The sequence below is a fragment of the Fructobacillus sp. ESL1129 genome (assembly GCF_058507945.1).
The window spans coordinates 398,064-412,770 of record NZ_CP196668.1 but is presented as its reverse complement, the minus strand read 5'-3'; the positions used below and the strand labels follow the sequence as shown (position 1 = coordinate 412,770).

Annotated in this window: 15 protein-coding genes; 13 read left to right on the top strand and 2 right to left on the bottom strand. The window is 45.8% G+C overall.

Annotated elements, in window-relative coordinates; genetic code table 11:
- Window positions 1–65 precede the first annotated feature (65 nt).
- A complete protein-coding gene (locus ACSYSL_RS02040; protein ID WP_010691751.1) occupies window positions 66–875 on the top strand; it encodes a hydroxymethylpyrimidine/phosphomethylpyrimidine kinase in 810 nt (269 codons plus the stop codon).
- Between the two features lie 35 nt (window positions 876–910).
- Here ACSYSL_RS02040 and ACSYSL_RS02035 read toward each other — a convergent pair whose 3' ends face one another.
- Window positions 911–1,462 (bottom strand): helix-turn-helix domain-containing protein, encoded by a 552-nt coding sequence (locus ACSYSL_RS02035; RefSeq protein ID WP_248657034.1) that lies wholly within the window; start codon window positions 1,460–1,462, stop codon window positions 911–913.
- Between the two features lie 167 nt (window positions 1,463–1,629).
- Between ACSYSL_RS02035 and ACSYSL_RS02030 the strand changes: the two genes are divergently transcribed.
- From ACSYSL_RS02030 to pepT, 11 genes are all read left to right on the top strand, one after another.
- Window positions 1,630–2,928: a tetratricopeptide repeat protein gene (locus ACSYSL_RS02030; RefSeq protein ID WP_491708911.1), complete on the top strand. Its 1,299-nt coding sequence runs from the start codon at window positions 1,630–1,632 to the stop codon at window positions 2,926–2,928.
- A 90-nt stretch (window positions 2,929–3,018) separates the two neighbouring features.
- Complete coding sequence (locus tag ACSYSL_RS02025) at window positions 3,019–4,221, top strand: CCA tRNA nucleotidyltransferase (RefSeq protein WP_491708910.1); 1,203 nt, start codon at window positions 3,019–3,021, stop codon at window positions 4,219–4,221.
- Window position 4,222: 1 nt separating this feature from the next.
- The gene (locus tag ACSYSL_RS02020; protein WP_338349496.1) at window positions 4,223–4,723 is read left to right on the top strand and encodes a dihydrofolate reductase; all 501 of its coding nucleotides are present in this window, start codon (window positions 4,223–4,225) and stop codon (window positions 4,721–4,723) included.
- A 9-nt stretch (window positions 4,724–4,732) separates the two neighbouring features.
- Window positions 4,733–5,584, top strand: coding sequence for a DegV family protein (locus ACSYSL_RS02015; RefSeq protein ID WP_010691745.1), 852 nt, complete (start codon window positions 4,733–4,735; stop codon window positions 5,582–5,584).
- A gap of 26 nt (window positions 5,585–5,610) precedes the next feature.
- The gene (locus ACSYSL_RS02010; protein ID WP_010691744.1) at window positions 5,611–6,183 is read left to right on the top strand and encodes a YpmS family protein; all 573 of its coding nucleotides are present in this window, start codon (window positions 5,611–5,613) and stop codon (window positions 6,181–6,183) included.
- On the top strand, window positions 6,176–6,403 hold the full coding sequence (locus tag ACSYSL_RS02005) for a YozE family protein (RefSeq protein WP_010691743.1): 228 nt from the start codon (window positions 6,176–6,178) through the stop codon (window positions 6,401–6,403). Before ACSYSL_RS02010 ends, ACSYSL_RS02005 begins: the two co-directional genes overlap by 8 nt.
- A 13-nt stretch (window positions 6,404–6,416) precedes the next feature.
- Complete coding sequence (gene ylqF, locus ACSYSL_RS02000; RefSeq protein ID WP_491708909.1) at window positions 6,417–7,262, top strand: ribosome biogenesis GTPase YlqF; 846 nt, start codon at window positions 6,417–6,419, stop codon at window positions 7,260–7,262.
- Window positions 7,255–8,019: a ribonuclease HII gene (gene rnhB, locus ACSYSL_RS01995; protein ID WP_491708908.1), complete on the top strand. Its 765-nt coding sequence runs from the start codon at window positions 7,255–7,257 to the stop codon at window positions 8,017–8,019. Before ylqF ends, rnhB begins: the two co-directional genes overlap by 8 nt.
- 97 nt (window positions 8,020–8,116) lie before the next feature.
- Complete coding sequence (locus ACSYSL_RS01990; protein ID WP_491708907.1) at window positions 8,117–8,803, top strand: tRNA (adenine(22)-N(1))-methyltransferase; 687 nt, start codon at window positions 8,117–8,119, stop codon at window positions 8,801–8,803.
- Window positions 8,803–9,594 carry a Nif3-like dinuclear metal center hexameric protein gene (locus ACSYSL_RS01985; RefSeq protein ID WP_491708906.1) on the top strand — a complete coding sequence of 264 codons (792 nt, stop codon included), beginning with the start codon at window positions 8,803–8,805 and terminating at the stop codon, window positions 9,592–9,594. The genes ACSYSL_RS01990 and ACSYSL_RS01985 overlap by 1 nt, the downstream gene beginning before the upstream one ends.
- A gap of 6 nt (window positions 9,595–9,600) precedes the next feature.
- Window positions 9,601–10,839 (top strand): peptidase T, encoded by a 1,239-nt coding sequence (pepT, locus tag ACSYSL_RS01980; RefSeq protein WP_491708905.1) that lies wholly within the window; start codon window positions 9,601–9,603, stop codon window positions 10,837–10,839.
- Window positions 10,840–10,915: 76 nt separating this feature from the next.
- Here pepT and ACSYSL_RS01975 read toward each other — a convergent pair whose 3' ends face one another.
- Window positions 10,916–11,098 carry a YjzD family protein gene (locus tag ACSYSL_RS01975; protein ID WP_029489907.1) on the bottom strand — a complete coding sequence of 61 codons (183 nt, stop codon included), beginning with the start codon at window positions 11,096–11,098 and terminating at the stop codon, window positions 10,916–10,918.
- 185 nt (window positions 11,099–11,283) lie between these two features.
- Between ACSYSL_RS01975 and ACSYSL_RS01970 the strand changes: the two genes are divergently transcribed.
- Window positions 11,284–14,670: a DNA polymerase III subunit alpha gene (locus ACSYSL_RS01970; protein WP_491708904.1), complete on the top strand. Its 3,387-nt coding sequence runs from the start codon at window positions 11,284–11,286 to the stop codon at window positions 14,668–14,670.
- Window positions 14,671–14,707: the final 37 nt, after the last annotated feature.

The following is a 14,707-nucleotide window of genomic DNA, read 5'->3' as shown; positions in this document are numbered from 1 at the left end:
TGGCGGTAGTGAATCAACAGTTTCGGGCCCTTTAGCTCGTTTTTTATCGGAGGATGAAGGTAAGTATGGTCAAAAAAGTCTTGACAATTGCAGGGTCTGATTCCCTTTCAGGGGGTGGGCTCCAAGCTGATTTAGCGACTTTTGCGACGCAAGGCGTGGCTGGCTTCTCCGTTATTTCATCCTTAGCGATTATTGAAAAAGATGGCGTTCGGATTAAGCCGGTGGATCAGTCGACTTTTGATGCCCAATTGGCTTCGGTTGGACAAGTGGATCACTTTGATGCCATCAAAGTCGGCTTACTCTGTTCGCTGGAACAAATCCATTCGGTTGTTCGTTTCTTAAAAGATTACATTGGTCCAGTGGTTGTTGATCCCGTTCTTTTCTTTAAAGAGGGTAATTTGACTTTGGAACGTTCCATCATTAAGGCCTATATTGAGCAGCTATTTCCGTTAGCAACGGTCGCAACTCCCAATTTGCGAGAGGCCATGTCTCTTCTAGGAGAAGACGAAATTCCTAAGTCCAAGGGAGCGGCTTTGAATTTTACGAAGCAGTTAAGTTTGTCCGCGCGTTGTGCCATTTTGTTTAAGGCTGGCGACGAGGTCTTGGCTGACCAATTCGTTGACTTATTAGTTGATGAAGAGGGGCATCCCGCTGTTATCCGTCACAAGCTCATTCAATCCGACTATCGGGATGGTGCGGGTTGCACACTGGCTGCCATGTTAACGGCTCGACTGGCCCAAAATGAAGAACTGAAAGATGCTGCGAAAACGTCGATTGACTTTGCAAGACAATCGATTCTACATGGTTACACGATTTCTTCAGACCGTGAGGAGGGCAATGTCTTTCCTAACTGGTCACTAGCAAATGATGACTAAAAAGCGACTCACCGAACAGGTGAGTCGCTTTTTGCTTAGTTATTTTTTTTTCGATATTGAACCGCCGTTTGCCCAACCTGTTGCTTGAACACGGTGTTAAAGTAGGAGAGGTTCGGAATGCCCACTTTTAGGCCAATGAGTGCGACGGCTTCGTTTCCATCACGTAGCATTTTCTTAGCGTGGTACATCCTAAGACGGACAAGGTACGCTTGGGGGCTCTCATCAGTAAGGGTCATAAAGGCACGGTGAAGAACGCCGGTCGAAACCTGAAACGCTTCAGCCAATGATTCAAGGGTGATTCGATCTTGGTAATGATGGGCTAAGTAAACTTTCACCTGATTGACCAATTCAGCCTTTTCGGACAAATCCCCGAAAGGATGACAATCCGGACAGGGGATGAATCCCTCAAAGAGCGCCTCATCACTTGTTTTAAAAATACGAATATCTTCAGGTGAACAGTCTTTTTCACGTTGACAAGATGGGCAACATACCCGGTGGTCGGTCATGACACCGTAGATAAAACGGCCATCATAATCGCCATCTCGATCGTTGATTGCTTGCCAACGTTTTTTGGTTAGTGAGTACATGGCATCTCCTTTCAATAATGCTTGGTGCTAACAAAAGCCACAGCACGTTCATTTATAGTTTAACATGAATTGGTCTATTTGGTAATTGGTCCCTTGTCTAGGTGGAAGGATTGTGGCAATCCATGCTTTATACTTAACGATTGACAGGCTATAATGGTTGTAGACTTTTGTTTAAAAATGAAAAGAGGAAAGCGCACATGACAAGCAATGCAGAGGAAATGATGAGTGCTTTAAACCTTGGGCAGGTTGATCGCGCCCACCGTGCCTTCGAACAATCCTTGAAAGAGGATGCCGATGATTTGGTGTTTTCACTCGCCGAAGATTTGTATGCGATGGGCTTTGTCGAAGAATCAAAACGGGCCTACCAACAGCTTTTAGAAAAGCATCCAGAAGAGGACCAGTTGAAATCCGCTCTTGCCGAGCTTGCAATTGAAGAAGATCAGTTGGAGGAGGCGCAAGAATATTTGGCGCAAATTCCGACTGATTCACCCGCTTATCTTCAGGCACTGTTGGTTAAGGCTGACTTGTACCAACAAGAAGGGTTACAAGAATCCGCCGAGTTTGCCTTAAAGCAAGCGCGCCAACTTGCGCCTGATGAGCCAGTCGTTACCTTTGCTCTAGCCGAATTTTATTTTGCCATGAGTGAATATAACAAAGCCATTGCGCTTTACCGTGAACTGCTTCTACAAGGTCAACGTCGGATCGCACAAGTTGATATGGCGGCACGGATTGGAACCGCCTACGCCGCCGTGGGCAATGTCGACCATGCGATTGCCTATTTGGAACAAATTAAACCGATTGATTTGACAACTGATACAAAGTTTCAATTGGCTTTCCTTTATCAAGAGAAGGGTGACATTGATCAGGCCATTAAGTTGTATGAGGAAATCCTCGAACAGGATCCGCATTACACGTCCGTATATCCATTGCTTGGTCAAGCACAGGAAAAGTCAGGGGAACAAAAGGCTGCTTTACAGACCTATCAAGCTGGCTTGTCCTACGATCAAACGAACCCAATCTTGTACCGTTTAACTGGTAACTTAGCTTTTCAAACGGGTGATGATCAATTGGCCGAGTCTTCTTACCAAAAAGCACTGGCGTTAGACGACTTGGATTTGACCAGTATTGCAGCACTTGCCGACTTTTACTTGGCCCAACACGATTACGATGCCGTCATTAAGACAATTGAAGAAGCGAACGAGAAAGATCTGGTTGACCCCAAATTTAACTGGGATTTGGCGCGTGCCTACCATGCTAAGGAAGAGGATGATAAGGCTGCAGGCTACTTTGAGCAGGCAAAGAATGATTACCCTGAGGATGTTGACTTTTTGCATGATTTAGCCGATTGGTACCATGAAAGTGGTCAGGTTCAGGCTGAGCGAGAAACCTTGGCCGAAGCGGTTCGACTAAATCCTGAGGAAATGGAACTGGCTAATCGATTAGCAGAGTTAGAAGCTGATTACTAAGCATTTTTCCCTGAGTAATCGAGTGGTAATCGTGCATTTGTCTTGAATTCTTGCTAAGATATTGGTAAGAATGAACAGTTGAGGTGGCGTATGCATTTTGATGAATTACCTAGTCAGTTAGTGGCAGCCAAACCGATCTTAGAAAAAATCAATCAGGCCGGCTATGAGGCCTATTTTGTTGGCGGCTGTGTTCGCGACATGATTTTAGGCCAAGAACTCCATGATGTTGATATCGCCAGTTCGGCCTACCCTGAAGAGATTAAACAAATTTTTGACAAAACCGTTGACACCGGTATCCAACACGGGACGGTGATGGTCTTAGATCACGGCGAAGGGTATGAAATCACGACTTTTCGAACTGAATCCACCTATACGGACTTTAGACGACCGGATTCGGTGACGTTCGTTCGTTCACTTGAAGAGGACTTGAAACGGCGCGACTTTACCATTAACGCCTTTGCCTTGGACGCGGATGGTCAGGTCATTGACCTGTTCAATGGCTTGGGAGATTTGGAAAAAAAGCAGATTCGGGCCGTTGGGGATGCCAAGGAGCGGTTTACAGAAGATGCCTTGCGCATGATGCGGGCGCTGCGTTTCGCCTCGAAACTTGACTTTACCATCGAGGAGAAAACGCTGGAGGCTCTGGAAGCATTAGCGCCCAATCTCGAAAAGATTGCTGTCGAGCGGATCCAAGTTGAATTTGAAAAAATGTTAATGGGGCAGGCAGCAGGTCAGGCCTTATTAACGATGGTAGAAGTTGACCTGTTGCCATATTTGCCTGGTCAAGCGGAATTCGTTACAAATGAACACTTATTGTACCTAGCTTCCCATTTACAAAACAGGCAGCCTCAATCGCTTGCCCAAGTCTGGACTCTTTATTTAGCGACGATAGTGCGACCCGCTGTGGACTTGCAGAAGGAACTCCGTTCTTGGAAGCTCTCACGAGAAATCATGGCGACGGTTGGACGGTTAGCACCGGCTATTCAAAAGGCTGATTCGTTAACCATTTGGGACGTCTATCAAATCAATGATTTAGCTGAGACTTTGTTGGCTGTTTTGAAGATTTTGTCATTTTCTTCAACACTCCTCCGACAAATTGAGGAGCTGTTTTTCAATCTTCCCATTCGGTCGGCAAAGGACTTGGCTGTGAACGGCGGACAGTTGATCAAAGCTGGTCTTGCCACGCCTGGTCCTCTGTTGGGCAAGCAACTGTCTGCCATCGAGCTGGCCGTTGTGGAGGGTCGACTAGAAAACGAACAAGAAGCCATTTTTGACTTTGTGAAGGAGCAGTAGAATGCCAGTATTGCGGATGGTCTGGGCCGAAGATGATCGACATGCCATCGGGAAAGATGGTCAATTACCTTGGCGGATTCCCGCTGATTTGAAACACTTTAAAAACGAAACACTTCATTCAACAATGTTGATGGGGAGGGCGACTTGGGATAGCATCGGTCGTCCATTGAAGGACCGCCATACCGTTGTGTTAACGAGACAGCAGGATTTTGATCCTGGTTTTGATGAAGTGACAGTTGTCCATTCTCTTGAAGAATTGCAACGATTGATTCGCGCTGAGTGGGCAAAGGATCACCTAGTAACCGTTGCTGGTGGGGCACAGCTTTACAAAGCGTTGCTGCCCATGGCAACGGAACTTTCCATCACCAAAGTCGCGGGCGACTTTGATGGAGACACTTTTATGGAGCCCATTAATTTTGCTGATTTCACACTGGTTAATCAGGTTGAGATGCAGGATAATGGACATGAAATCAAATTTTTGACTTATAAACGGAAAGCCTAGGAGGCAGCAATGACGAAGGTTAAGATTGTAACTGATTCAGGCGCAAAACTGACAAAACAAGAATTAAAAGACTTTGACATTCCGGTTATTCCATTATCTGTGGAAATTGATGGTACGATCTACCAGGATGGTGTAACGATAACACCCGAGGAATTTTTGGATGAGATGGCCAAGAGTAAGGAGATTCCTAGGACTTCTCAACCTCCAATCGGTGCTTTTCAAGAAGCTTACGAGCAAGCAGCTGACGGTGATGACAGCGTTCAAATCCTGTCCATGCACATTTCTTCCGGATTGTCCGGGACCGTGAATGCGGCGCACCAGGCAGCCACGATGGTTAAGAACGAAGTCGTGACTTTTGATACGTATTCGGCGGACCGTTCACAAGGCTTTGTCGTATTGGCTGCTGCCCGGGTAGCCCAGGCCGGTGGAAGCATGGAAGAAGTGTTGGCTGCTGCCGAAAAAGCCCGCGCCAATGCATACATTTACTTATCTTTCCGAAATCTTGATAACATGGTGGCCGGTGGTCGTTTGTCTAAAACACAGGGCTTAATTGGTAATTTGTTGAATATCAAGGTCGGTGCTTTTGTTGACAAGGAAGGAAAAGTCGATGTGGCTGTTAAGGGCCGCGGGATGAAGACTTTGAACAAGTTTAACGACGACGTGATTGAAAAGATGAAGGGTTTCAAACAGATGAAGGGCATTGGTGTAACCCATGCCGGAATTCCTGAAGAAGCCCAAGCCATGGCTGAACGGTTAAACGCAATTTGGCCGGATATTGATATCTTAGTTTCGGTCGCCACTCCGCTCATTTCAACACACACTGGTTTGGGTGCTTTGGCCATTTTGTTCGAAGCAGAATAAGTAAGGAAAAGAAGGAGTATTTGATTATGAAGAAGCGCCGTTCCGTATGGTTTTGGTTCTTTTGGTTATTAGTTCTAGCAATTTTAGCAGGGAGTGCCTACACGGCCTACTTGGCGTTGGTGCCAACCCGTGCTAATTACACGGCAGTTACCAATAACAAGACAACGAATATTGATTTGACGCTAAATCGCGATCAAATTAACGCTTTGTCAAAAACTTATTTGACAGACGAAACGAATGGTAAGTACACGGTCACAGTAACGGACCAGGATGTTTTGGCTCAGACAACCGTAACGATTTTTGGTCAAAAGATGGATGCTAAGTTAACGATGGATCCTCAAACAACGGCTGATGGCAACGTCGTAATGGCGGTTAAGAAGGTCGAGTTAGGCAAGTTGGACTTGCCGGTTAACGTGGCAATGGGCTACATCAAGTCCATGTATTCTGGTCCAAAGGGCGTGACGATTCAGCCTGATCAGCAGCAAATTGCCCTGGATTTGAACCAATTGACGAAGAAGAATGGTTGGACCGTTCGTGCTGATCAATTGGACGTAAAGGGCAACCGCTTTACCTTCACTGGGGTGATGCAAAATGCCTAGTCGTTCGCGAAGCTTTTACGGTTGGTTGATGACAAACCGTAATTCAGTGGCTGCGACTGAAATTCAACAGTTTGCAAATAACGCCTTTTTGGATGCTTCTTTTCCAAAACAATCAACCGATTTTGATGAAATTTCGAACTATTTGGAAACGGATGCACCTTACCTAATGTCAATGACGATTTTTGATGAAGCCTGGTCGGAGTACCAGGCTTCTCGTTAGTTTTGGGGGAATTATGGGACAAAATATTCAATGGTATCCTGGCCACATGGCCAAAGCTTTTCGTTTAATGCGTGAAAACCTTTCACTGGTCGATATTGTTTTTGAACTTGTTGACGCCCGTTTACCGCTTTCCTCACGTAATCCCGAAGTGGATAAACTCATTGAAAAGAAACCACGTTTGCTTGTTTTAACGAAAGCTGACTTGGCCGATCCAAAGGAGACCAGTGTTTGGAAAGCGTACTTTGAACGACAGGGCTTAGCCGTTGTTGTACTAGATACTCGTGGTCCAAAAACAGCTCAGGTGATGACAAAGGCCGCCAAGCAGGTGTTGAAAGAACAGTTGGCCGCACAAGAAGCCAAAGGCATTAAGAACCGGCCAATTCGTGTCATGCTGGCTGGTATTCCAAATGTCGGTAAATCGACTTTGTTAAACCACCTCGTGCAAAAGAACGTCGCCATTACGGCCAATAAACCGGGGGTAACCAAAAAAGTCGCTTGGTTAAAAACGGCAACGGGTCTCGAAATTTTGGATTCCCCAGGTGTTCTTTGGCCGAAGTTTGAAGATCAAAAGATTGGGCAACGGTTGGCCTTGACTGGTGCGGTCAAGGATACAATTTTTGCAAAAGATGATGCAGCGCTTTCGATGCTGGCCTATTTTCGAAATTACAATCAACAGGCCATCATTGACCGTTATCATTTGAATGCCGACGCCTTTGATTTATCGGATGTTGATCTTTTGTTGACCATCACGGAGAAGCTCGGCTTTAAGGACGACTATGATAAGGCCGCTGTCCGGATGTTAAACGACCTTCGCTCAGGGAAATTAGGGCGCTATACATTGGATCGCGAACATGACTGAAACCATTACGACAATTCGAACGGCTTTAAAAACTGCCCAACATGATGATCCACGATTGACCGCTTGGCGTTTGGATCCGCGTGCAGGGGTTCAATCGGCACTCCGCTCTTTTGACCGGCGGATTGAAAGATCAGCCAAACAAAAAGGTGATTTCATGACTCGGTTTTCCTTTGAATCCGAACTTTGGGAGCAGGGCTACCAAGCAGTGGCAGGTACCGATGAAGTGGGACGGGGGCCGCTTGCAGGTCCAGTGGTAGCGGCGGCCGTTATTTTGCCAAGGGACTTTGATGTTTACGGTGTTATTGATTCAAAGCAGCTATCCGAGAAGGTGCGGAATCTTCTTGTCAACGAAATCAAAGAAAAGGCGATTGCCTACGGTGTGGGTATCGTTTCTGCTGAACGGATTGATGAAATTAACATTTATGAGGCGAGTCGTGAAGCAATGAAGCAGGCGGTGGAAGCTTTGGCGGTTCCGGCTGATTATTTGCTGGTTGATGCCATGGTTGTGGATGTCCCTCTTCCGCAATTGAAGCTAATTAAGGGCGATGCGCGCTCCAATACAATTGGTGCAGCCTCAATCTTAGCGAAGGTTACGCGTGATGCCATCATGGTGGCCTACGATAAAGAGTATCCGGGGTACGACTTTGCTAACAACGATGGTTATGGAACAAAAAAGCATTTGCTGGCCCTAAAAACACTAGGACCAACCCCGATTCATCGAAAGACTTTTGCACCCGTTAAGAATTTATTGTCTTAAAAAACCGCGTAAGCGGTTTTTTAATTTGTTTCTCATTTACCTTGTCGTTTGCCTAGGTAAACAGTATAATAAAGTGAATAATTAAAGGAGAATATCCATGTCCCACATTAAGTTGAGCCCGCGTCTAGCAGCGGTCGCCCAATTGGTCGAAGCGAAGCAAAAGATGGCCGATATTGGTTCGGACCACGCCTATTTAGCCAGTGCATTGGTCGAACAAGGAAAAGTCGCCAAGGCCATCGTTGGTGAAGTGGCGGCGGGTCCTTTACAAAACGCTAAATCCACTGTTTCGTCACAGAGACTGACTGGCTCAATCGATTGTCGTTTAGCCGATGGGCTAGCGGCTCTGTCGAAAACAGACGAGGTGGAAACGGTTGTCATTGCCGGCATGGGTGGCTTGTTAATTAAAAAAATTCTAGAAGATGGTCGGGCACTCGGACCGTTTCAGCAACTTGTTCTCCAACCAAACACTGATCAGGATGCTCTGCGGGCTTGGTTAGTTCAGAATGGGTACCGGATTTCTCAAGAAAAAATGGTGGCTGAGGGTGTCCATCGCTATGAAATCATCGTGGCGCATCCTGGACAACAGAAACTATCTGCTGAAGATTTGACTTTTGGTCCTTTTTTGAGAAAGGAAAAGGGACCGGTTTTTGTGGCCAAGTGGCAGCATGAGCGAGACAGATTAGCGTTGGTTTTGAACAGACTCGAAGAAGCCCAGCAGACCAACAGTATGAAATACGCGGAAGTAAAACGGGCGGTTGGTCAGATTGAAAAGGAGCTTGATTAATGATTTTAGCGAGCGATTTAATTCAAAAAATCGAATCTTTCGCACCGAAAGAGCTGGCGGAAGAGGGGGACCCAACTGGTTTACAGATTGGGGATCCCAAACAAGCCATTCACCGTGTGATGACGACTTTGGATGTACGGCCGGAAACGGTTCAGGAGGCGATTGAGCAGCAAGTCGATTTTATTTGGGCGCACCATGAACCAATGTTTTTTCCGGCCAAAAATCTGGATTTGTCGAATCCGCAAAACAAGATGTACGCTGAATTAATCAAACAAAACATTGTGGTTTATTCTTCCCATACCAACTTAGATGCGGCAGCTGGTGGATTGAATGATTGGCTTTGTACGGCTTTTGAAATTGAGGATGCAACACCACTAGTAGTCGATGAGCGGAATCCAAAAGCAGGCTTAGGTCGAATCGGGACCTTAAAAAAGCCGCTTTCGATGGCGGATTATTCACGGCAAGTCAAAAGTAAGTGTGGGGTAGCGGCCGTTCGATTAATCGCCAATGATCCTAACCGAATGATTCAAAGGGTCGCCGTTCTTGGTGGGGACGGAGGCAAGTTTTGGCCTCAAGCACAGGCAGCGGGTGCTGACCTATACGTCACGGCTGATTTGTATTATCACGTTGGCCATGATGTCTTGGCTGAGGACTTTGCCGTTTTGGACCCGGACCACCACATGGAAGCCATTGCCAAAGAACCCATGGCAGAAAAAGTCCGTGAGTGGTTTTCCCAGGATTTGTCTGTTGTGACTAGCCAAGTAAACACTGACCCATATCGATACCTGTAGGAGGTTATGATGCCTGAAAAGTTTCCGAAGTTAATTGAACGATTTAAGCGTTTTGTTAAGGTGGATACTCGCTCGAACGAGGAGTCGACGAGTACGCCATCTGATCCTAAAGAAGTGGCTTTTTTGAAAGAGCTAGCCGATGAATTGCGGGTCCTTGGGTTAAGCGATGTGCAAACCATGGCTGACGGCTACGTCTTTGCAAAATTACCGGCAAATGTCGACAGTGCTGCCGTGCCAACCATCGGCTTCATTTCACACGTTGATACAGCCGACTTTGAAAGCCGGAACGTTCAGCCACAAGAAGTAAAGAATTATGACGGAGCTTCGATTATTTCATTGAGCGATTCTGGATATGTTCTTGATCCAAAAGATTTTCCTAATTTGAAAAACTATAAGGGACACGATTTAATTACGACTGATGGCCGGACGTTACTTGGCGCCGACGATAAAGCGGGTGTCGCTGAAATTTTTGCATTAATTGATTACTTGATGGCCCACCCAGAAGTCAAGCACGGGCCTTTGGCCTTTGCCTTTGGTCCGGATGAAGAAATCGGTCGGGGAGCTAACCAGTTTGATGTGGAGCGTTTTGGCGCTGATTTTGCCTATACAGTGGATGGTGGTCCACTTGGTGAACTGGAATGGGAAACCTTTAACGCTGCGGGTGCCAAGATTAATATTACGGGTCGCAACGTTCATCCAGGTACGGCCAAAGATACCATGGTTAATGCCTTGCAATTGGCCATTGATTTGCACAATGAATTACCTGTAGATGAGCGACCTGAAAAGACGGAAGGGCGTCAAGGCTTTTACCATCTTTGCTCACTAGATGGTACACCAGATGAAGCAACGATGGCCTACATCATTCGTGACCACGATAAAAAAGCGTTTGAAGCCAAAAAAGAAGGGCTACGCTTGATTGTCGATGAACTCAATACACGTTTTGAAACCGAACGAGTGCATGTGGACATACAAGATCAGTACTATAACATGGGGGATGTACTGAAAGATCATCAAGAAGTCGTCGCGTTAGCTGAGAGCGCGATGAAGGCGCTCGGCATCGAACCAAAGATTGAACCAGTTCGTGGTGGAACCGATGGTTCAAAGATTACTTACCTCGGCTTACCAACCCCCAACCTCTTTGCTGGTGGTGAAAACATGCACGGTCGCTTTGAATTTGTTTCTGAACAAGTAATGGAACAAGCAACAGCTGTTTTGTTAGAAATTGTTCAGCAGGCCGTTCAATAAAATCACCGTGATTTGAAACACAAAAAAGGACTTTTCGAGATTATTTTCTCAAAAAGTCCTTTTTAAATTAAATAGTTTATTTTGCTGTCTTCTTTTCTTTTGAAATGGCGGGAACTACAACCGTTGCCAATTCACCAATAATAATGGTAACGAGTGCAGACATTGCCGGATTATAAGCAACACTGGTCATCTGAGCAATTAAGTAGCCGAGCAGCAATCCAAAGAGTGCCGACCAGATTGCGGTTACGATATAGCGCATTTTTTCACCACCTTTTTTATTTACTGACAATCTTACGCCTCTTTTAGAATTGGTCAAGTTGTTTTGTCAAAAAGAGGGTGAAAAACAATTGATTTCAAGTGCACTGACCAGAGATTGACCGACGATGAGAACAAAATTTCGGTATAATAAACATAGCTAATTGTCTATTTTTATTGGAGGTTCCCATGTACGCACCGCTTCAGGTAAAAAGCGCCTATTCATTACTGCAAAGTCCTAGTAGTGTCAACCAAATCGTTGAAACGGCCAAGGCACGTGGGTACCAAGCAGTTTCATTGGCCGAAAAGAACGTCATGTATTCGCTCGTTGACTTTTACAAGGAAGCCAAGAAACGGGACGTGCTCCCCATTTTTTCTGTCCAATTGATGGTGAACGGTCTCGTGAACTTGGCAACGACCTTTCCGGTTTTGTTGTCGGCCTACAACCAAAAGGGGTACCAAAACTTACTGTATCTATCCTCAACAAGGATGACCCTTGATGACCAGCCTATGACTTGGTCGATGTTGGCCAAGCACCTCGAAGGGGTGGCGCTCATTTTGACGCCTGAATCAGAATTAGGGCAACTCATTACTTCGTCCGATCCCGCTGCTGACCGTTATTTGGAACAGTTGACCAGCCAGATTGGTTCAGTCGAAAAACAGTACCTTGGTATTAATCCGCAACTTTCCTTCGTTCAGCAAAAGTCTTTGACGGCTTATTCAGATAAAAAGAAGTTGCCACTGATTGCCTGGGACCGTGTTGATTATTTGAACCCAGAAGATGCCTTTACGACTCAGGTACTTCGGGCCGTTGATACCGGAACAAAGCTTGAAAACTTACCCAGTTTATCACACGAAAAAGGCGCTTTTTACTTAAAAGACCAAGCAACACTGGCACAGGAGTATCAACAAACCCTTCACCTAAAAAAAGCATACGAGAACAACGAGGCTTTTGTTGCTTCGGTGGCGGTTTCTTTGACCTTTAAAAAACCTGCCTTACCTCATTATCAGCAGGATTCCACCTTGTCTTCTGCTGACTTTTTACGGGAACTAGCACAAGCTGGTTTGAAAAGGCGGATGGCCTTGGATAGTATTTCAGATGCACAACCCTATTTAGCTCGTTTAGAGCGGGAATTATCAGCCATTATTGACTTGGGCTTTGCTGACTATTTCTTAATTGTCTGGGATATTTTAAAGTTCGCCAGAAACCAACACGTACAAACCGGTTCCGGTCGTGGTTCTGCCGCTGGCTCACTCGTTGCCTATTGCTTGGGAATTACCAATGTTGACCCGATTCGCTCTGGGTTGCTTTTTGAACGTTTTTTGAATCCTGAACGTGCACAAATGCCAGACATTGATATTGATTGGCCAGACGATCGGCGGGATGAATTGTTGGCTTACCTGCATGATAAGTACGGTCAAGAAGACTTTGCCCAAATTATCACCTTTGGTACTTTGGCAGCAAAGCAAGTTCTTCGTGATGTGGGCCGTGTTTTTGGACTCGACGCTAAAGCGCAAAAAAGACTAACGGACACCATACCAGCTGGTAAAAATGGTCGAAAAGTCTCGTTAAATGAGACCCTGTCAGATCCCAAAAACCGACTTGAACCTGAATTACGAAAGTTTGAATTTGGCGACTTGCTGTTAAAGACAGCCATTAAGATGGAAAATCTGCCGCGTAACTACTCGACGCACGCTGCCGGTGTCGTGTTGTCTGATTCGCCATTAGTGGATACGCTACCAGTTCAACGCGGAAATGATGGCTATTTAATGACCCAGTTACCGAAGGGGCCGGTTGAAGAGCTTGGTCTGTTAAAGATTGATGTACTTGGTCTGACGACTTTGAAGATATTGGCGAAGGGCGTGGCGTTGGCCGCACCGGTGCTTGGTCAAGACTTTGATATTAAAAAGATTTCCTTTGAGGATAAAGAAACATTGGCCTTATTTGCGTCGGGTCAAACAAACGGCGTCTTCCAATTTGAATCGCCCGGAATGCAGCGAATGTTACGCCGTTTAAAAATTGACCGTTTTTCCTTGATTACGGCCTCGACTGCACTGTATCGTCCGGGTCCTAGTCAGCACATCGAAACCTTTATTAAGCGCCGGCTGGGTCAAGAGGCGGTGCCAAAGTCGGATCCTGTTGTGGACCGAATTTTGGCCGATACCTACGGTATTTTGGTCTATCAAGAACAAGTGATGCAGGTTGCCGAAGCTTATGCAGGGTTTAGCTTATCCCAGGCGGACTTTTTAAGGTCGGCTATGTCAAAAAAGAAGCTGAAGCAAATGGCGCAAGCAAAGGAAAGCTTTTTAGCGGGGGCCAAGCAGAAAGGACATAGTGAGCAGGAGGCGGAACGACTTTTTGCCTATATTGATCAGTTTGCTAACTATGGCTTTAACAAGTCCCATGCCGTTGCTTATTCGGAATTATCCTTTTCCCTTGCCTACTTAAAAGCCCATGCACCCTTGGCTTTCTACACCGCTCTTCTAAATGCCCATCAGGGAGGAGCAGCGAAAGCGCAGGGATATCTTCAAGAAGCAAGGCGACGTCAAATCAAGGTCCTCGGCCCGGACATCAATCGTTCGCAAGCGGACTGGTCCATTGATGACCAATCCTTACAAATGGGGCTAGGTAATATTGCTGGACTGCCGTCACCTTTTGTTCAAGATATTCTGCAAATTCGTGAGCAGTTAGGACCATTTAAGACTTTGCATGCCTTTTTGCTGGCTCTTCCTGAAAAATGGCGGAAAGAAAAAATTCTTAATCTGCTAACCTACGCCGGTGCCTTCGATCACTTTGGTTTTAATCGGGCTGAATTAATTGGTAATTGGCAGGATTTGTTGACTGCCGCTGCCTTTGGTGATCAGGTTTTGCAAGAAACCAAGATGAAACTTTTACCGGACTTTGGTTTGGTTGAACGCTTGCAAAAGGAAAAAGAGGTGCTTGGCTTTAATTTATCGGGACACCCGACGGAAGCCTTTCAAAGTGACTATGATCGAAATGAAGTGCAGGTTATCGCTGACTTGCAGTCGAATCAGCAAGTTAAAATCTACGGCTTGGTTAAACAAGTTAAGGTGATTAAAACGAAGAAAGGGGACCAAATGGCCTTCCTTTCCGTTTCTGATATGACGGGTTCCATCGATGTCACGGTCTTTCCGAAAATGTACGAGCGTTTGGCGGAACAATTAAAAGTCGGTCGTGTTCTGAAAGTTGCCGGAAAGACTGAGCAACGGCAGGGACTTTCCTTGATTGCGAATCAAATACAAGTTGCTAATCCTGATGAGGGGAACGCTAAACGAAGTTCGGATGACCTTGTAAAAAAGGCGGAAACTTCCGGAAAAGGGGGCACTTGGTTTCTGCGTTTGACTGATGAAACGGTCGAAGAAAAGCAGAAGGCAGCGCTTTGGGAATTAATGAAGCGCCATGCTGGTCATCATCTGGTTACTCTTTACTGGCCAAGTACTCGTAAGCGACAAAATTTACCAAGTCAATATGCACTATCAAATGACAGCATGGTTTTTAACCAACTAAAAAGCATCTTTGGCGAGAAAAATGTCCTTTTTAAAGAAAAAGGTTAGATTCTAGCTTGTGAAATGGTTGCCTAGTGTATTACAA